The sequence below is a fragment of the Corynebacterium sp. UBA2622 genome (genome assembly GCF_002339505.1).
Classification (GTDB): domain Bacteria; phylum Actinomycetota; class Actinomycetes; order Mycobacteriales; family Mycobacteriaceae; genus Corynebacterium.
Map to the genome: position 1 here is coordinate 21,188 of NZ_DDJO01000012.1, position 18,122 is coordinate 39,309.

Below are 18,122 nucleotides of genomic sequence, written 5' to 3' on the forward strand. Positions count from 1 at the left end.
ACACCATGGCTTCCGTTGAATTCCGCCAGGCCTCCCGGATCTTCGACCCGACCCGGCCCCCCGCCGTAAACCGCATCTGCCTCGACATCGAGGACGGGGAATTTCTCGTCCTCGTCGGTCCCTCGGGGTGCGGCAAATCCACGACGCTGCGCATGCTGGCCGGCCTCGAACCCGTCGACGAGGGGCAGATCCTCATCGACCGGGCCGACATCACCGGGACGCGGGCGCGGGACCGAGACGTGGCCATGGTGTTCCAGTCCTACGCCCTCTACCCGAACATGACGGCACGGCAGAACATGGCGTTCGCACTCCAGAACGCGAAGACGGACAAGGCGGTCATCGAGGAGCGGGTGGCTTTCGCCGCACGCATGCTCGAGCTCGAGGACCTGCTGGACAAGAAGCCGGCCGCCATGTCGGGAGGGCAGCGCCAGCGCGTCGCCATGGGCCGCGCGATCGTGCGCCAGCCGAAGGTGTTCCTCATGGACGAGCCGCTGAGCAACCTGGACGCGAAGCTCCGCGTGTCCACCCGCGCGCAGATCCTCCAGCTGCAGCGCGACCTGCGCACCACCACCGTCTACGTCACCCACGACCAGACGGAGGCGATGACCATGGGCGACCGGGTGTGCGTTCTCAAGGACGGCATCGTCCAGCAGGTGGACACCCCGCGGGTCCTGTACGGCAACCCCGGAAACACCTTCGTCGCAGGTTTCATCGGCTCGCCCGCCATCACGCTTATCGACGGCATCCCCGTCCACGACGGCCGCGCCCTCGCGGGTGCGCAAGGCGCGCTGGACTTCCATATGCCGCGGGAAATCGCGGCGAAGGTGGCGGGGGAGCGCGTCATTGCCGGCGTGCGCCCGGAGAACTGGCGCATAGTCTCCGTGGGCACCCCCGCCGGCGGGGACGCGCTGCCCGTGCACATCGCAATCGTGGAGCACCTGGGCGCGGAGCAGTACGCCTACGGCACCTGCGGCGAGGATGACGGGCTGGGTGCCGGGGTGTCGCTGCGCGGGGGCCGCATCGCGGTCAAGGTACCCCACGGGGCAACCGTCGAACAGGGCGACACCGTGCACCTCCAGCCGGAGGCTGGGGGAGTTCTTTTCTTCGAGCCGGAGACGGAGATCAACTACGACTACCTGTAGTACGGGCACCGTCGGAAACGGGCCGCGCCTGCGGCGGCAGTCCCGTAGGAGGCGTGTTGGAGCATCCTTGCCCCCGGAAGGGGCGGGCAGGGCAGCTGAAGGAGTGGATGGGCGGATTGCTCCGTCCTTTTCCGGTGCAGGCGCCACTGATACCCCGCCGGAGACAGTCGCGTGTCAACGACCGGGGCGACCGCGTCGATGGAACATGCGGTTTCAACCCCTCATTCCGGCCGTCAGCACGAGCGGGACGCTAACGTTGATGGGGAGCACTGCCTTGAGGATGCTGTAGTGGGTGAAGCTGCCAGCTCCCGTGTGATCTCTGTATTTGGCCGGTCATTTCGGTGCGGATGGCAACCCTACTCCGCCCGGAAATGGAAAGGCGAGGAGTTGAACGGTCCGAGCCGCCCCGTGATGCGTGCCGCGCCTCCTCGAGGAACAGCAAACCGGGACTCGGCGAGCCTTTGATCGAGATTGAACCAGTAGGAGAACCCGGCGGAAAGCGTGTCACCCTCCCCTAGATCGATCGTGTTTGTCGCGCCCCACTTCGTGTGGGTGACCTTATCGTCGACTTTCATATAAGGGACCGTGAAAACCTTGTGGAAGGGCCACGCTATGTGCGACGGATGAAGTTGAACGGCGATCTTCACGTCATTTCCTTTCCCCGAACAGTGGGGCAAGGGTTCCGACGAAAGCCACTAACCCTGCAAAAAGGCACCAGAGGACTCCCCGGACGTCTGCGATTATGAACCCGGCGATGAGAAGAACCGACACCCCGGTTAGTAGTCCACTGGCCCCCGAGCTTTCATTTCCAAAAAGATTGCCCTTGATTACGGCAAAAACTGAGACGAAGACAGATGCGAGTGTCAGGCTAAGAAAGAAAAAGTGGTGCTCCGGAAGCGTGATCGACGCACACGCGGAAAACGTCGCCACTCCGACCGAGAGGGCAACAATCAGTTTCCACAACGTCGTCACCGTCACTCTCTCCACCTTATTCACGTATTCCCCCCCAGGGTCATTATCCCTGACAATTTTCACAACGCCCTCAGAAAGGGAAGGCCGGAGACTACGGGGTGCAACCGGGCTCACCCCCACACCTTCTGCCCCGCCACCCACGTCTGCCGGGTGAGGGGCATGCCGGGGCGGTAGGCGAGGTCGATGGCGTTGCTGGTGTCAAGAACGTGCAGGTCCGCGGCGGCCCCCGGAACGAGCGTTCCCTTCGCGGGGCGCCCCTGGGGATCCTTGCCCCCGCCGACGTCGTGGCGGCGCAGGGCTTGGGCGCCACCGCTCGTGGCGGCGCGGATGGCCTCGTCAAGCGTGAGGCGCTGCTGCAGCACGGCGGTGGTGACGCAGAAGTTCATCGAGCTGGTGAAGGAGGTGCCGGGGTTGAGGTTGGAGGCGATAGCGACGGTGGCGCCGGCGTCGAGAAGCCTGCGGCCCGGCGCCAGATCCTCCCGCGTGGAAAGGTCGCAGGCGGGCAGGAGGGTCGCGACGGTGTCCGACCCGGCAAGCAGCTCGACGTCCTCATCTGAGAGGTAGTTGACGTGATCGACGCTCGCCGCGCCCATCTCCACGGCGAGGCGCACGCCCGGGCCCTCTCCGAGCTGGTTGCCGTGCACACGCACTCCCAGGCCTGCCTCGCGGCCCGCCTCGAGCACACGGCGCGACTGTTCCTCGGTGAAGGCGCCCCGCTCGCAGAACACGTCGATCCACTGCACGTGGTCCTTCACTGCGTCGAGCATCGGCCCGACGACCTCGGCGACGTATTCTTCGGCATCGCGACCCGGCGGGACGAGGTGCGCGCCGAGGAAGGTCACGTCGTCGACGTGTTGCGCGGCCACCCGCGCCGCTTCCGCCTCGGACTCGACGCTGAGCCCGTAACCCGTCTTTGTCTCGAAGGTGGTGGTGCCGCCCGCGTGGCCGGCCCGGACGCGCTGGGCGACGAGCCGGTGCAGGCGCTCGGCACCCGCGGCGCGCGTCGCCTCCATCGTTACCGCGATGCCGCCGGCGGCGTAGGAGCCGCCCGCCATGCGCGCCTCGAACTCATCGGCTCGGTTTCCGTCGAAGACCATGTGGGTGTGGGAATCCACCCAACCGGGCAGGACGGCGCGCCCGCCGAGGTCGACCACCTCGGCGTCCCCGGTTGCGGGGGCGTCGGAGGCGGGGCCAACCCACTCGATCACGCCGTCGCGGGCGAGGAGGGCGGCGTCCTTGATCGTGCCGAGCTCCGACACGGTGCGGAGCTCGGAGATGCCGGTGAAAAGGGTGGACATGAGGTCCTTTCTGGCGCGGTGGCGGGACGTCGTGAAGCGGGCTCTAGTCGCGGGCCTTGAACTCCATCGGGATGCGAATGCCGCGTTCCTGCGCGACCTCGTAGGCGCGGGAGTAACCGGCGTCGACGTGGCGGATGACACCCATGCCGGGGTCGTTGGTGAGCACGGCGCGCAGCTTGGCCTCGGCGAGCTCGGAGCCGTCGGCGACGGTGACCTGGCCGGTGTGGATGGACCGGCCCATGCCCACTCCGCCGCCGTGGTGGATGGACACCCAGGTCGCGCCGCCCGAGACCGCCGTCATGGCGTTGAGCAGCGGCCAGTCGGCGACCGCGTCCGTGCCGTCGAGCATGGATTCGGTCTCGCGGTAGGGCGAGGCGACGGAGCCGGAGTCGAGGTGGTCGCGGCCGATGACGATCGGCGCCTTGATCTTGCCCTCCTTGACCAGGTCGTTGAAGATCACCCCGGCTTTGGCGCGCTCGCCGTACCCGAGCCAGCAGATGCGCGCAGGCAGGCCCTCGAACTCCACGTACTCCTCGGCGGCGTCGAGCCACTGGTGCAGGTGCTCGTTGTCGGGGAAGGCCTCCTTGATGGCCTGGTCCGTGACCCGGATGTCCTCCGGGTCGCCGGAGAGCACCACCCAGCGGAAGGGCCCGAGGCCCTCGCAGAACAGGGGGCGGATGTAGGCGGGGACGAAACCGGGGAACTCGAACGCCCGGGTGTAACCGGCCTTGCGGGCCTCGTCGCGGATGGAGTTGCCGTAGTCGAAGACCTCCGCACCCTCGTCCTGGAACTCGACCATCGCCTGGACCTGCGCGGCCATGGACTCGCGCGCCTTCTTGGTGAAGGTCACCGGGTCCGCAGCCGCCTCGGTGTGCCACTCCTCGAGCGTGATCTCGGAGGGGAGGTAGCTCAGCGGGTCGTGCGCGGAGGTCTGGTCGGTGACGATGTCCACGGTCAGCTCGCCGGCGCGGTGGCGGCGCAGCATCTCCGGGAACACCTCGGCCGCGTTGCCCACGTAGCCCACGGAAAGGGCCTTCTGCTGCTCCTTCGCCTCGGTGACGAGGCGGATGGCCTCGTCGAGGTCGGTGGTCACCTCGTCGAGGTAACGCTTCGCTTGGCGACGCCTCAGCCGCGTCTCGTCCACATCGACGATGAGGCAGGCGCCCCCGTTGAGGGTGACCGACAGTGGCTGGGCCCCGCCCATGCCGCCGCAGCCGCCCGTAAGGGTGAGGGTTCCGGCGAGGGTGCCGTTGAAGCGCTTCCTGGCCACGGCGTAGAAGGTCTCGAAGGTGCCCTGGAGGATGCCCTGGGTGGCGATGTAGATCCAGGATCCGGCCGTCATCTGGCCGTACATCATCAGGCCCTCGTCCTCGAGCTTGCGGAAGTGCTCCCAGTTGGCCCAGTCTCCGACCAGGTTGGAGTTGGCGATGAGCACGCGCGGAGCCCACTCGTTGGTCTTCCACACGCCGACGGGCTTGCCCGACTGCACAAGCAGGGTCTCGTCGGATTCGAGGTCCTTCAGGGTGGCGATGATGGCGTCGAAGGCCTCCCAGCTGCGCGCGGCGCGGCCGGTGCCGCCGTAGACGACGAGCTCGTCGGGGCGCTCGGCGACCTCCGGGTCGAGGTTGTTCTGCAGCATGCGCAGGGGCGCCTCGGTCTGCCAGGACTTCGCGGTGATCTCGGTACCGCGCGGTGCGTGCACCTCGCGGGCCCCCTCCGCCCAGTTCTTCTCCGTCATGATGGTTTCCCTTCCTTGTCGACGCCCCCGCGCAACCCGCCCGCCCCGTGCGCGTTGGCCGGTGCCGCCCGGCGGGCCGGTTTCCCGGGGCTGTCCCCGCCGAGCGCGCGGGCCGTGCGCTGGGGTGCGGCGATTGCGTTGTGACGATCTTGGTGGCCTGCGGCCGATGGTAACGGCGGACACAGGGGGCGGGAAGGCGAAACCCCGGGTGGGTGTCTCGGATTCGAGACACCCACCCGGGGGTGCGCGGGACGGCCGCGGGGGCCGGGTGGCCTACACCAGGTCGCCCACCTTCTCCTCCACGGCGGCAACGTACGCGTTGTCCTTCACCAGCTGCACGGAGTGCTCGATCTCGGGGGAGAGGAAGCGGTCGCGCCCCGGCCCTTGGACGACGGTGCGCAGGACGTCGATGACAGCCTGCGTGCCGGGCGCGGCCGCGAGCTCGCGCATGTCGATGGCGCGCGCCGCGGTGAGGATCTCGATGGCCAGGACGCGCTGCAGGCCGTCCACGCTGCGGCGCAGCTTGCGGGCGGCGGACCAGCCGAGGGAGACGTGGTCCTCCTGCATGGCGGAGGAGGGGATGGAATCCGCGGATGCCGGGTTCGCGTTGCGCTTCAGCTCGTTGACGATGCCCGCCTGGGTGTACTGGGCGATCATGTGCCCGGAATCCACGCCCGGGTCGTCCGCGAGGAAGGCGTTGAGGCCGCGGTTGCGGGCGGGGTCGAGGAAGCGGTCGGTGCGCCGTTCGCTCATCGACGCCAGGTCCGCAACCACAATGGCGAGGAAGTCCAGCACGTACGCCACCGGGGCGCCGTGGAAGTTGCCGTTCGACGCCACGCGCCCGTCGAGGGCCACCACCGGGTTGTCCACGGCGGAGGCGAGCTCGCGGTTGGCCACCGCCTCGGCGTGGGCGAGGGTGTCGCGGAACCCGCCCGCGACCTGCGGGGCGCAGCGGACGGAGTAGGCGTCCTGCACCTGCTTCTCCTTGAACTCCTCCGCGGCGGCGGCGAGGATCTCCGAACCCGCGGCGATCGCGCGGATGTTCGCGGCCGCGTCCGCCTGCCCCGGGTGCGGGCGCAGCTGCTGCAGGTCGTCCGCGAAGACGGTCAGGGTGCCGGTGAGCCCCTCCACCGTCATGGCGGTGGCGATGTCGGCGACCTTAGCGGCCTCGCGCAGATCCGTGATGGCCAGGCAGAGCTGGCCGAGCATGCCGTCGGTGCCGTTGATCAGCGCCAGGCCCTCCTTCTCCCGCAGGGCGAGAGGCTCGATGCCCGCGGCCACGAGCGCCTCGGCCGAGGGGAGGACATCCCCGCCCTTGACACGGACCTCCCCCTCGCCCAGCAGGGCGAGGGCGCAGTGGGCGAGGGGCGCGAGGTCGCCGGAACAGCCGAGGGAGCCGTACTCGCGCACGACCGGGGTGATGCCGGCGTTGAGCACGTCGGCGTATGTCTGGGCCACGACGGGGCGGACCCCGGTGCGGCCGGTGCACAGCGTCGACAGGCGCAACAGCATGAGCGAGCGGATGACCTCATCCTCGACCTCCGGGCCCGAACCCGCGGCGTGCGAGCGGACCAGGGAAAGCTGCAGCTGGGCGCGCATGTCCTCGGGAATGTGGCGGCGCGCGAGCGCACCGAAGCCGGTGGAGATGCCGTAGACGGGGGTCGGATCGTTGGCGAGCTCGTCGACGCGGGCGCGGGTGGCGGCGATGCCCTCGAGGGCGGCCCGCTCGATCTCGACGCGGGCACCGTGGCGCGCGACGGCGACGACCTCGTCGATGGAGAGGGGGCCGACGCCCACGGAAACGGTGGCGGGGTAAACGGTCATGGCTGTCCTTCTTTCGGGAAATCAACGGGCACCGCACGCCCGTTTCGGGCATGCGGAAAGCAGGTTCAACGCGCGACAGCCGGACGCGACGCGCACAACTCTAGCGTCGCGCCGGGCAAAGACGCTAGCGGGATCCGAAGAACCTGTCCGCCAGGCGGCGGGAGCACGCCGTGAGCTGGGTGAGCAGGTCGGCCCGGGCCGCCGCGTCGAGGGAACCGAGGGCGAATGTGGCAGCCAGGGCGGCGGCGGGGCGGTCGAGGTGGTCCAGGAGCGCCACGGCGAGGGTCTCCTGGCCGCGGGACACCTCCTCGGACTCGTCGTCCCAGCCGCGTTGCCGGGCCGTCGCCAAGCGGGCGCGCCCCGAGCGGTAGCTGCCGTGCTCGCCGGAGGAGGAGAACACGGCGCGCATCCCGGAATCGGGCAGGTGCGCCACCATGATGCGCCCCGAGGCGGTGGACAGGGCGGGCAGGCGCACCCCGACCTCCGTGACCAGCGAGACGGCGCGCGGGGCGCGGGCCTCGTGGAGGTAGACGATCTCGGACCCGGCCAGGCGGGACAGGTGCGCGGAGCCTCCGACAGAGGTGGCGATGCGCTGCAGGTCGCGCGCGGCGAGCCGCACGAGCGGCTGCTGCGTGGTGTACGACGAGGCCATCCGGTAGGCGGCCAGGCCCAGTCCGTAGGTTCCCGGGTCGGGCAGGTGGACCACGAAGCCGGAATCCTCGAGCTCGCGCAGCAGGTGGTAGGTGGTGGAGCGGGGCAGGTCCAGCTCGCGCTGGATGCGGGCGGCGGAGATGGGCGCGTCCGTGTTCGAGAGCAGGGTGAGCACGCGCAGGACGTTGTGCGCGGCGGGGACCTGCGGTTTGTTCACTCTTCCTCCTCCTTGACGGGCGCGTGGGTCGGCGCCGGGCCTGCCGGGCCGGACCGTCTTTACCGTTCCAGAAGGCCCGCATGCGAGACTAATCGGGTGCCACGCGGGACACATCGCGCCACGGAATGTGGCGTGGGCCTCCCCCGAGGTGCGGCCCGGCCGGGTGCCGGCTGCCCGCCCCGCCGTGGCGCCGCACCACAGAGAGCACCCGCAAGGAGCCGCAATGAGCACCGTCCACACCACGCCCGGGAAAAGCACCCCGGACGCGCCCGCAGCACGCAGCGGAGGGTTTTCCGCCCGCCACCTGAACTTCATCGCGTTGGGCTCCGCCATCGGGACGGGCCTCTTCTACGGTTCCGCCGGAGCCATCCAGGCGGCGGGCCCGTCCGTGATCCTCGTCTACCTGCTGGCGGGCGCGGTGGTCTACTTCATGCTCCGTGCGCTCGGTGAGATGGCGGTGCGCCACCCCGTCACGGGTTCCTTCGCCGAGTACACCCGCGCGCACCTGGGAGGGGCATCCGGGTACCTCACGGGCTGGATGTTCGCCTTCGAGATGGTCATCGTGGCGCTGGCGGACCTCACGGCCATAGGCATCTACATGGGGTTCTGGTTCCCCGGGGTCTCGAGGTGGGTGTGGATCCTCGCGGCGCTGCTCATCGTCGGCGCGGCCAACCTGGCTTCCACCAAGGTGTTCGGCGAGCTGGAGTTCTGGTTCACCATCATCAAGATCGGTGCGGTGGTGGCGATGATCGTCGCCGGCGCGGCCGTGCTCGTCTTCGGCCTGTCCACCGCGGAGACCTCCGGCCCGCAGAACCTGGTCAACGACGGCGGATTCTTCCCGCACGGCCTCGGCGGGCTCGTGTCCTCGTTCATCCTCGTGCTCTTCGCCTTCGGCGGAACCGAGATCATCGGTGTGGCGGGCAGCGAGGCGGAGGACCCCTCGCGCGCGATTCCGAAGGCAATCAACACCGTCCCGGCGCGCATCCTGTTGTTCTACGTCCTGGCCATCGTGGTCATCCTGATGATCAACCCGTGGCGCTCCATCACCGGCGATGAATCCCCCTTCGTGCAGATTTTCTCCGCCCTCGGAGTGCACTGGGCCGCGGCGCTGCTCAACGTCGTGGTCATCACCGCGGCGCTGTCCGCCATCAACGCCGACACCTTCGGCGCCGGCCGCGTGCTCACCGGCCTGGCGAAGCAGAACCTCGCCCCGGCCGCGATGGCGAGGACGGTCCGCGGCGTGCCCGTCATGACCACCGTGGCCCTCCTCGCGGTCATGGCCGTCGGTGTCGTCCTCAACGCCCTGATCCCCGAGTCCGTCTTCGAGATCATCGCCTCATTGGCCACCTTCGCCACCATCTTCGTCTGGCTCATGATCCTCCTGGCGCACATCGCTTCGCGACGCCACATGACCCCCGCAGAGGAGAGCTCGCTGACCTACCGGGTGCCCTTGTGGCCCTGGGGCCAGTACTTCGCCGTGGCCTTCATCCTGTTCACCTTCGGCATCATGGCCTGGCAGGCCGAGTTCCGCGTCGCCCTCGTCGTCGGGGTTGTCTTCAGCGTCGCCTGCGTGGCGATGTACTACGCCACCGGCCGCCACCGCGTGGAGGGTGTCGACGAGCCCGTGCCGGGCGGTTTCGCCGGGTAGGGTGAGCTCATGAACACGGTTACCGGAGATCTCTACACCCCTCCCGCGCCCTGGTCCGGGCGCGACGACGGCCCCGGGCCGGAGCACGCCCGCTGGCACAGCGTGATCGGCGCCCCTGCCGCCCGCGGGGTCCGTGATGCCGCGGCCGTGCTCGGCTTCGCCAGCGACGAGGGCGTGGAGCGCAACGGTGGCCGGCAGGGGGCCGCGAAGGGGCCGGCGGCCCTGCGCTCCGCCCTGGGCGGGTTGGCGGTGCACCACGACTACCCGCTCGTCGACGCCGGGACGGTGACCACGCAGGGCAGCGACCTCGAGCAGAGCCAGCGCGAGCTCAGCGACCGGGTGCGCGCCCTGGCGGAGACCGGCAACGTCACGGTCGTCCTCGGCGGCGGTCACGAGACGTCGTTCGCCTCCCACCGCGGGGCCTACGAGGCGCTCGGCCCGATGCACGTGATTAACTTCGACGCGCACTTCGATCTCCGGGAGGCTGACCGGCCGACCTCCGGCACGCCCTTCCGGCAGATCGCCGAGCTGGTCGGCGGGGAGTTTGACTATTCGGTGTTCGGGATTTCCCGCCCCAACAACACCGCGGTGCTCTTCGACACCGCCCGCGCGCTCGGCGTGCGCACCGTGCTGGACACGGATCTCGCCGGGCTGGCCCCCCGGGAAGCGGCGGCAGCGGCGGTGGCCGCCGTGGAGGGGGACAAGCCCATCCACCTGAGCATCGACCTCGACGTCCTGCCGGCCGCCGTCGCACCGGGCGTGTCGGCCCCCGCGGGATTCGGGGTCTCCATGGAGAACCTGCGCGCCATGGTCGCCGCCGTGGCGGCGACGGGGCGGGTGGCACTCGTGGACGTCGTGGAGCTCAACCCCGATTTCGACGTGGATGGCCGCACCGCGAAAGCCGCCGCCCGGCTGATCCACGAGATCGTCGATGCCCACGTCGCGGCGGTGTGTACGGGCTGAATCCCGGGCCCGGGCCGGGCGGGAGTGGTGACGCAGATTACAGCAATTTCCCCAAAACGGGGAAATCACTCGAGTGACTGCATATTCTGAGGTGGATCTCATTTGGTCGCCCAACTTTTCCCACGCCCTAAGGAGGACCCTTGGAAGGGATCATCTCAACCGTCAACGACCTCGTCTGGTCGAACTGGCTGGTGTACCTGTGCCTCGGCGCGGGCGCTTACTTCTCCATCGTCACCGTGTTCCTGCAGATCCGCTGCATCCCCGACATGATGAAGCAGATCGCGCAGGGAGAGAAGTCCGACTCGGGAATCTCCTCGTTCCAGTCCCTGATGATCTCGCTCGCCGGCCGCGTCGGCGTGGGCAACATCGCCGGAGTGGCCACGGCCATCGCCTTCGGCGGTCCGGGCGCCGTGTTCTGGATGTGGGCCGTTGCCCTGCTCGGCTCCTCCACCTCCTTCATCGAGTGCACCCTGGCTCAGATCTACAAGGAGAAGGACCGCGACACCGGTGAGTACCGCGGCGGCCCGGCGTACTACATCGAAAAGGCCTACCGCCACACCGGCGCCCGCTCCTTCGCGCTGGTCTACGCCATCGTCTTCGCCATCTCCATGCTGCTGGCCACCTCCTACTTCCTCCCGGGCATCCAGGCCAACGGCGTGGCCGCGGCCCTGGACAACGCCTGGTCCGTGCCCACCTGGGCCTCCGCCCTGGGCATGGCGCTGCTCTTGGCCGTGATCATCATCGGCGGCGTGAAGCGCATCGCCACCTTCGCCTCCCTCGTGGTCCCGGTCATGGCCGTGATCTACATCGTGGTGGCCATCCTCGTGCTCTTCGCCAACGCGTCGCAGATCCCCGAGGTCTTCGGCCTGATCTTCCGCTCCGCCTTCGACAAGGAGGCGGCGTTCTCCGGCATGCTCGGCGCGGCCATCATGTGGGGCGTCAAACGCGGCATCTACTCCAACGAGGCCGGGCAGGGCACCGGCCCGCAGTCGGCCGCCGCCGCCGAGGTCTCCCACCCGGCGAAACAGGGCTTCGTCCAGGCGTTCGCGGTGTACGTCGACACGCTCTTCGTGTGCTCGGCGACTGCGTTCATCATCATCTCCACCGACATGTACAAGGTCTTCGAGGGTCAGAGCGAGGACGGCGCGGTGCGCTACCAGGGCTCGCTTCCCGACGGCGTCGCCGTCGGACCGGGCTTCGTCCAGCAGGGCCTCGACTCCTTCGCCTCGGGCATCGGCCCCTCCTTCGTCGCCCTGGCGATCATGTTCTTCGCCTTCACCACGGTGCTGGCGTACTACTACATGGCTGAGGTGAACTTCGCCTACCTCAACCGCTGGATCCACAACGTCACCGCCCGCCGGGCGCTCATCTGGCTGCTGCGCGTCCTGATCGTCATCTCCGTCTTCGTTGGCGCGACCAGCACCCCGGGCAGCGCCTGGGCCCTCGGTGACATCGGCGTGGGCACGACCGCGTGGCTCAACATCATCGCGATCCTCGTCCTGCAGCGCCCCGCCCTGAAGTGCCTGTGGGACTACCGCCGCCAGAAGAAGGCCGGGTTGGACCCGCAGTTCGACCCGGACGCCCTGGACATCCGCAACGCGGACTTCTGGCAGGAGCGCAAGGCGGCCATGGTCGCCGACGGCACCTGGCCGGGTGAGGTGCCCGCCGGTGCTGCCCGGACCTCCGGTTCGGGTTCCGGTTCCACAGTCGCGGACGTGTAACCCGCCGGGTCGGGACCGGAAACAGGGCCAGAAACACAACCGGAAACTGCCCCACCCCGGCCGGAAGGCTGCGGGGAGGGGCGGTTTTGTGTGCCCCGGGTGGTACCCGGGGCGCGGGAAAGCGGTTAGCGCAGCGAGGAGAATAGGGCCTCGGCCGCGTTGTCGTCCCAGAGAAGGACGTTGCCCACCTCGGTGTCCTCGAAGCCACCCAGGGGGATGGTCTCCGTCTTCAGGCCGCCGCGCATGGCGAGGGCGATGCGCGCGAGGTTCCACACGTGGTCGCTGGTGTTCACGGTGAACATCTTCGGCAGGGCGAGCACCAGCGGGATGGCGCGGAACGGGTTGGCCAGCACCGCGGGCGAGGTGGCCTTGTGCACGAGGGAGCCGAGGAAGTCGCGCTGGCGCTGCACGCGGTCGAGGTCGCCCTGGGCCGTCGCGCGCGTGCGCACGTAACCCAGGCCGGTGGGGCCGTCCATCTTCTGGCACCCCGGTTGCACGTTGATGTGCGCGAGGGGGTCGTCGATGGGTTCGCTGACGCAGACGTCCACGCCGCCCACGGCGTCGACGACCCCGGCGAGGCCGCCCATGCCGATCTCCGCGTAGCGGTCCACCCGCAACCCCGTTGACTTCTCGACCGTCTGCGCCAGCAGCTTCGGCCCGCCGTAGGAGAACGCAGCGTTGATCTTGTCGGTGCCGTAACCCGGGATCTCCACGTAGGAGTCGCGGGGGATGGACACCAGCGTTGCCTCGCCGGTGCGGGGCAGGTGGAGCAGCATGATCGTGTCGGTGCGGGTGCTGCCGATGTCGCCGCCGGTGCCGAGGCGCTCCGCGTCCTTCTCGCTCAGCCCCTGCCGGGAGTCCGAGCCGACGAGCAGCCAGTTCGTGCCCGAAGTGTCCTTGATCCGCTGATCGGGCAGCGCGTCGATGCGGGTCAGGCGGGCATCGGTGAACAGCACCAGGGCCACGACGACCGCCAGAAGAAGCGCGAGCAGCGACGCGCACCCGGGGGCTTTGCGACGCCTCCTCCGCGGCGCCGCCGGCTTCTGCGGCGGGCCCGCCTGGCGCGAGCGCGACACCCGCATGGGCACCGGTTCTGCCGGGCGTTCCTGCGGCACCCGGCGCTGGGAGGGCCGCTCGACCGCCGGTCGCTGCTGCCCGGGCCGCTGCTCGGCCCCGGTGCCGCGCGACGGAACCTCGGGGGTGCGCCGGGGCTCGTAGCGGGTCTCGTAACGCGGCTCCTGACGGGGCGCTTCGTATCGCGTCNNACGTGTGCTCTTCCGATGTTTCCCACCGGGGGCTGGGGCCCCGCGGGGCGCCGCCCCCGCTGGGCCGGCGCTGGCCGCTCCACGCGCGGCGCGCGGCCGCCACCCGCGCCCCGGCGGCGAATGGGCCGGCCGTACCGGTCGACGATGGGTTTGCCGTCTTTGCCCAGTAGGTAGTCCCCCAGGTTGTCCCGGGGGTCCTGCGAGTGGGGGGTGCTTGGCATGCGACTAGCCTAAACCACCGCTCAAAGACCGAGCCAGGAGAGGTCGAGGAGCTGATAGCCGAGGTAGGCCGTGGCATCGATGAGGAAGTGCGCCAGGATGAGCGGCCAGATTTTCCCGGTCCGGTGGTGGTACCAGGCGAAGACGACGCCCATGGCGATGTTGCCGAAGCCCGCCGAAACACCCTGGTAGAGGTGGTAGGAACCACGGAGGACGGCGGAGGCCGCGATCATCCCGGCGGGCCTCCACCCCAGGCGGCCCAGCCGGTCGCTCAGCCACAGCACCACAACGGTCTCCTCGGCGAAGGCGTTGGCGGCGGACCAGAGCAGGAGCGTCGGCAGGCGCGCCGCCTCGGTGGCCACCACCACCTCCTTGCTCCAGCCGAAGTGCAGCGCGGCCACGTAGAGCGCCAGCCCCGGGATGCCGATCAGTGCGGCAAGACCGGCGCCGCGCAGCCAATCACCCCACCCGGGGCGGGGGAGGCGGCGGCCGAGGAGGTGGAGCGCGAGGGCGCCCCAGGAGAAGAGGACGAGGGCGGAGGTTGCCTGGAGGGCGAGGTCGAGCCAGGAGAGGGTGGATTGGGCGTCGTTAAGCGTGACGCTCTGGGTGTTGAGGGGCTCGGGGGCGAGCAGCGAGTCGACGAGCCGCAGCAGGGAGCGCAGCCCGCTGGTGCCGAAGGTCACGGCCAGGACGATGAGGATCTCCGCGCGCAGGCGGGGCCGGTCGCTGGTGGGCATGGGATAACTTTAAGGCATGACGCGCATCGCATTCCTGGGCCCGGCCGGGACGTTCACGGAGCAGGCACTGTGGGAATTCGGGCTGCCGGGCACCGAGCCGGTGCCTGCGGAGTCGCCCGCGGCGGCGCTTAACGCGGTGCGCGCCGGGGAGGTCGAGTACGCGGTGGCCGCCATCGAGAGCTCGGTCGACGGCACGGTGACCTCCACCGCCGACGCCCTCGTGGAGTCGCCGGGGGTGCAGATCTACGCCGAGACGGAGCTCGACATCGCATTCGCCGTTATGACGCGGCCCGGGTTCGCGCTTTCCGACGCCACCACCCTGGCCACCCACCCGGTGGCCTACGAGCAGGTCAAGTGCTGGGTGGGGGAGCACATCCCCGGTGCCGCGTTCGTGCCCGCCGCATCGAACGGGGCCGCAGCCCGCATGGTGGCGGACGGGGAGGCCGACGTGGCCGCCGCGCCGCGCCGCGCCGCGGAGATCTTCGGTCTGGAGGTGCACGCCGACGGCGTGGCCGATCTGGAGACGGCGCGCACCCGCTTCGTGCTGGTCGGGCCCACGGGGCGGTCCCCGGCGCGGACGGGCAACGACCGCACCACCGTCGTCTTCCGCCTGCCCAACGAGCCGGGAACCCTGGTCGGCGCGCTGCAGGAGTTCGCTTACCGGGGGGTGGACCTGAGCCGCATCGAGTCGCGCCCCACCAAGGAGGAGCGCAACACCTACGACTTCCACGTTGACTTTGTGGCGCACATAGAGGACGTGCCGCTGGAGGAGGCCCTGAGAGCTGTGTACCTGCGGGCCTCGAAGATCACTTTCCTCGGCTCCTGGCCGCGCGCCCACGGGGATCCCGCACGCATGGACCAGCGCACACTCGATGCCGCGCAGCAGTGGGTCGAGCGCGTTAAGGAGGGGCGCTAAATGCTCATCCTCCTGCGCCACGGCCAGACCACCTCCAACATCGACCACAAGCTGGACACCCTCCTCCCCGGCGCCGAGCTGACGGACCTCGGGCGACGCCAGGCGCGCGAGGCGGGGGAGGAGATCCTGTCGGCCTACGACGTCGACCGCGTGATCACCTCCGAGGCGCTGCGCGCCCGCCAGACCGGCGCGGAGGCCTTCGGCACCGCCTTCGGGCCCATCCCCGCGGTCCCCGGGCTGCAGGAGATCCACGCCGGGCGGTGGGAGATGATGAACACCCGCGAAGCCCACGAGGCGTACCTGGGGGCGTTCCGCGGCTTCTACAGGCGTGACGCGGCATCGCTCATCGACGGCGGCGACTCCCTCGACACCTTCCTCACCCGCTACAGGGAGGGCCTGGAGCCCTGGATCGACCCGGACCGGACCACGGTGGTGGTCAGCCACGGCGGGGCGATCCGCGCCTACGCGGCCAACGCCGCGCGCGTGGACCCGGGCTTCGCTGAGGCCTCGTACCTGCCGAACTGCAGCTACGTCGTGCTTGACCCGGTGGGGGAGTTCGGATCGTGGCGCGTGGAGAAGTGGGCGCAGTACCCGCTGCCGGAATAACCCCGGGGCAGCGGGTGAATCAGCCCCAGCCGAGGTGGTGCAGCTCGTGCTCCTCCAGGCCGAAATAGTGGCCCACCTCGTGGAACACCGTAACCCGGACCTCCTCCCGCAGCTCCGCGGCATCGGCGCACACGGCTTCGAGAGCGTTCTTGTACACGAAGATGGCGTCCGGCAGGTAACCCGCGTGGTTGGAGTGCTGCTCGGGCAGAGGCACCCCCTCGAACAGGCCGAGCAGCTCCGGGTTGTCCTCGTTCTCCCCGCGCGCTAGCACGACCAGATTGGTCATGTGGCGGGCGAAGTCCTCGGGGATCTCGTCGAGGGCATCGTTGATGTAGCCCTCGAACTCCTCCTGGTCAACCGGGTCCATCGGGGGCGCTTTACTGGGCTGCGGGCGCGGCCGGCTCAGCAGCCGGCGCTGCAGGGGCCGCCGGGGCCGCCGGCTGGTCGCGCAGGGGCCGGCGCTCCGGGCGCGGGGGCGGCGGGTTGCCGTCGATGCGCAGCGCGTCGCGCCCGCCCGTGGCGGAGCCGGTGAGGGTGGCGAACTTGCCGCCGTTCGAGAACACGAGGGCGCAGTTCACGCTGTGCGAGCCCCCCTCCCACGCGGCGGCCGGCAGCGCCGTCCAGAATGGCTGCAGCGCGACCTGGTAGAGGTTCTCCTCCCCGCCGAGGTAGTCCTGGGCGGCCGCGGTGCACGCGTCCCCCAGGTGGTGGTCCTGTTCCTCGATGGTCGGGGTGTGGTCGGGGAAGACCTCGGCGAGGTTGATCGTCTTGGTGATCTCCATCTGGTGCGGCTCGGTGCAGTCCACCGGGTTGACGGAGTTCGCGGCGTCCACGGCGGCGCACTCGCCGGTGGGAAGCACGCGCGCCTGGTCCTGGTGGGCGGCATTGCCCGTGGTCAGGGTGGGTGCCCCCGCGGCGTCGGTGACCTGCAGGCCGCAGAGCATCGTCCTGTCCCCGCGCGCCCACGCGTCGGCGGGCGGGAGGATGGAGGCGATGGAGTAGCGCCCGTTGTGGTCATAGACGCCGTCGAGGTAGCGCAGGGTGGACGCGCCGCACAGCTCCTCGCGCAGCTGAGCCTGGCGCGTCGGGTTCGGCGGCTGGGCATCGGGCCCGAACTCCGACGACGGGAAGGTGGCCAGGTCCTCGCGGGTGGCCACCTCGAAGCGGTGCTCGCTGTCGCAGGAGGTCTGCTCGAAGCCGGAGATCGCGCCGTCCTGGCCCACCTGCCACGTCAGGCAGGATCCGGCATCCGCCGTGGTGAACGGGGCGGCCGGCTGCACGCCCGTGCTCGACGAGGCGGAGCTGGAGACGGCGCTTGCGCCGCCCTGGCCCGTGACAGCCGGGGAGTCGGACACGGCAGCGTAGGAGGCTGCACCGACCGCGCCCGCCAGCACGGCGAGGAGCGCGGCGCGGGCGCCGGTGGTTGAGGATGCCATGGGCCTATTCTGCCTCACCTACTCCGCCGAGCGCCCCACCCGGGTGGTCAGCCGGTAGCGGTCGGTGCGGTAGACCGACGAGCACAGCTCGACGTTGTGCTCGCCGCTGCGGGCGTAGCGGAGGATGCGAAGGAGTGCCGTGCCCGCGGGGACGTCGAGAAGCGCGGCGTTGGAATCGCTCGCCTCGACCGCGGTGACGGTTTGGTCGGCCTCGGTGATGCCGAGCTCGTAGTCCTGCTCGAGGAGCGTGTACACGGAGTTGTAGACGTCGTTTTCGAGCAGGTCGGGCACGAGGCGGCAGTTGTACCAGGCGTCGTCGATGGCGTAGGGCTCACCGTCGCCGAGGCGCAGCCGGCGCAGGTGGATGTGGGCCACCTGCGGGTCGGTGCCGAAGAAACGCGCGACGTTCTCGGGCGGGGTGGCGCGGCCGGAGAGGAGGATCTTCGACGACGCCTCGACGTGCTGGGCCTTCATCTCGTCGGAGAAGCTCGCGAGGTGGAGGTGGCTGACCAGCGGGCTGGGCGCGACGAAGGTGCCCTTGCCGCGCACGCGGCGCAGTTTGCCCATGGCCACGAGGTCGCCGATGGCGCGGCGCACGGTGATGCGGCTGACGCCGTAGGTGTCCTCGAGGGCCCGCTCGCCGGGGATGGGGTCGCCGGGTGTGAGCTCCTCGTCGCACATGTGCTCCAGGATGAGGCGGAGCTGGACGTGCTTGGGCACCGGCCCGTCGGAGATCTGCATGGTGCCATTCTACCGGAGGTGGTTATGA

General features: G+C 69.8%; 17 protein-coding genes. 6 read left to right on the top strand and 11 right to left on the bottom strand.

Annotation, left to right across the window (positions count from 1 at the left end; genetic code table 11):
- Positions 1-5 precede the first annotated feature (5 nt).
- A complete protein-coding gene (locus B3611_RS04530) occupies positions 6-1,142 on the top strand; it encodes an ABC transporter ATP-binding protein (RefSeq protein WP_291313894.1) in 1,137 nt (378 codons plus the stop codon).
- Positions 1,143-1,498: 356 nt separating this feature from the next.
- On the opposite strand, the gene B3611_RS04535 is transcribed toward B3611_RS04530, so the two are convergent.
- The 6 genes from B3611_RS04535 to B3611_RS04560 all read right to left on the bottom strand — a co-directional run bounded on the left by B3611_RS04535 (position 1,499) and on the right by B3611_RS04560 (position 7,842).
- Positions 1,499-1,717, bottom strand: coding sequence for a hypothetical protein (locus B3611_RS04535; protein ID WP_291313895.1), 219 nt, complete (start codon positions 1,715-1,717; stop codon positions 1,499-1,501).
- Positions 1,718-1,790: 73 nt separating this feature from the next.
- On the bottom strand, positions 1,791-2,228 hold the full coding sequence (locus B3611_RS04540; RefSeq protein WP_291313896.1) for a hypothetical protein: 438 nt from the start codon (positions 2,226-2,228) through the stop codon (positions 1,791-1,793).
- Positions 2,225-3,412, bottom strand: a complete 1,188-nt coding sequence (gene hutI, locus B3611_RS04545; RefSeq protein ID WP_291313897.1) for an imidazolonepropionase — start codon at positions 3,410-3,412, stop codon at positions 2,225-2,227. The genes B3611_RS04540 and hutI overlap by 4 nt, the downstream gene beginning before the upstream one ends.
- A 43-nt stretch (positions 3,413-3,455) precedes the next feature.
- Positions 3,456-5,150 (bottom strand): urocanate hydratase, encoded by a 1,695-nt coding sequence (locus B3611_RS04550; RefSeq protein ID WP_291313898.1) that lies wholly within the window; start codon positions 5,148-5,150, stop codon positions 3,456-3,458.
- A 273-nt stretch (positions 5,151-5,423) separates the two neighbouring features.
- A complete protein-coding gene (gene hutH / locus B3611_RS04555; RefSeq protein ID WP_291313899.1) occupies positions 5,424-6,974 on the bottom strand; it encodes a histidine ammonia-lyase in 1,551 nt (516 codons plus the stop codon).
- Between the two features lie 124 nt (positions 6,975-7,098).
- Complete coding sequence (locus B3611_RS04560) at positions 7,099-7,842, bottom strand: IclR family transcriptional regulator (protein WP_291313900.1); 744 nt, start codon at positions 7,840-7,842, stop codon at positions 7,099-7,101.
- A gap of 223 nt (positions 7,843-8,065) precedes the next feature.
- Between B3611_RS04560 and B3611_RS04565 the strand changes: the two genes are divergently transcribed.
- The 3 genes from B3611_RS04565 (at position 8,066) to B3611_RS04575 (ending at position 12,174) form a co-directional block, all read left to right on the top strand.
- Positions 8,066-9,490: an amino acid permease gene (locus tag B3611_RS04565; RefSeq protein WP_291313901.1), complete on the top strand. Its 1,425-nt coding sequence runs from the start codon at positions 8,066-8,068 to the stop codon at positions 9,488-9,490.
- A gap of 9 nt (positions 9,491-9,499) precedes the next feature.
- Positions 9,500-10,453 (top strand): formimidoylglutamase, encoded by a 954-nt coding sequence (hutG, locus tag B3611_RS04570; RefSeq protein ID WP_291313902.1) that lies wholly within the window; start codon positions 9,500-9,502, stop codon positions 10,451-10,453.
- Positions 10,454-10,593: 140 nt separating this feature from the next.
- A complete protein-coding gene (locus tag B3611_RS04575; RefSeq protein WP_291313903.1) occupies positions 10,594-12,174 on the top strand; it encodes an alanine/glycine:cation symporter family protein in 1,581 nt (526 codons plus the stop codon).
- Between the two features lie 125 nt (positions 12,175-12,299).
- On the opposite strand, the gene B3611_RS04580 is transcribed toward B3611_RS04575, so the two are convergent.
- Both B3611_RS04580 and B3611_RS04585 read right to left on the bottom strand, forming a co-directional pair.
- Positions 12,300-13,256, bottom strand: a complete 957-nt coding sequence (locus B3611_RS04580) for an LCP family protein (protein ID WP_291313904.1) — start codon at positions 13,254-13,256, stop codon at positions 12,300-12,302.
- A gap of 425 nt (positions 13,257-13,681) precedes the next feature.
- The gene (locus B3611_RS04585) at positions 13,682-14,395 is read right to left on the bottom strand and encodes a CPBP family intramembrane glutamic endopeptidase (RefSeq protein ID WP_291313905.1); all 714 of its coding nucleotides are present in this window, start codon (positions 14,393-14,395) and stop codon (positions 13,682-13,684) included.
- Between the two features lie 16 nt (positions 14,396-14,411).
- Here B3611_RS04585 and pheA point away from each other — a divergent pair, with 16 nt between their 5' ends.
- Positions 14,412-15,311 (top strand): prephenate dehydratase, encoded by a 900-nt coding sequence (gene pheA, locus B3611_RS04590; RefSeq protein ID WP_291313906.1) that lies wholly within the window; start codon positions 14,412-14,414, stop codon positions 15,309-15,311.
- Positions 15,312-15,917, top strand: a complete 606-nt coding sequence (locus B3611_RS04595) for a histidine phosphatase family protein (RefSeq protein WP_291313907.1) — start codon at positions 15,312-15,314, stop codon at positions 15,915-15,917.
- Between the two features lie 19 nt (positions 15,918-15,936).
- Here the strand turns inward: B3611_RS04595 and B3611_RS04600 are convergent, their stop codons facing one another.
- From B3611_RS04600 to B3611_RS04610, 3 genes are read right to left on the bottom strand one after another with little or no spacing between them, the layout of a single operon-like run.
- Entirely contained in the window at positions 15,937-16,284 is a 348-nt protein-coding gene (locus tag B3611_RS04600) for a metallopeptidase family protein (RefSeq protein WP_291313908.1), read from the bottom strand.
- A 10-nt stretch (positions 16,285-16,294) separates the two neighbouring features.
- Positions 16,295-17,353 (bottom strand): septum formation family protein, encoded by a 1,059-nt coding sequence (locus B3611_RS04605; protein ID WP_291313909.1) that lies wholly within the window; start codon positions 17,351-17,353, stop codon positions 16,295-16,297.
- A gap of 18 nt (positions 17,354-17,371) precedes the next feature.
- On the bottom strand, positions 17,372-18,094 hold the full coding sequence (locus B3611_RS04610) for a GntR family transcriptional regulator (RefSeq protein WP_291313910.1): 723 nt from the start codon (positions 18,092-18,094) through the stop codon (positions 17,372-17,374).
- Positions 18,095-18,122: the final 28 nt, after the last annotated feature.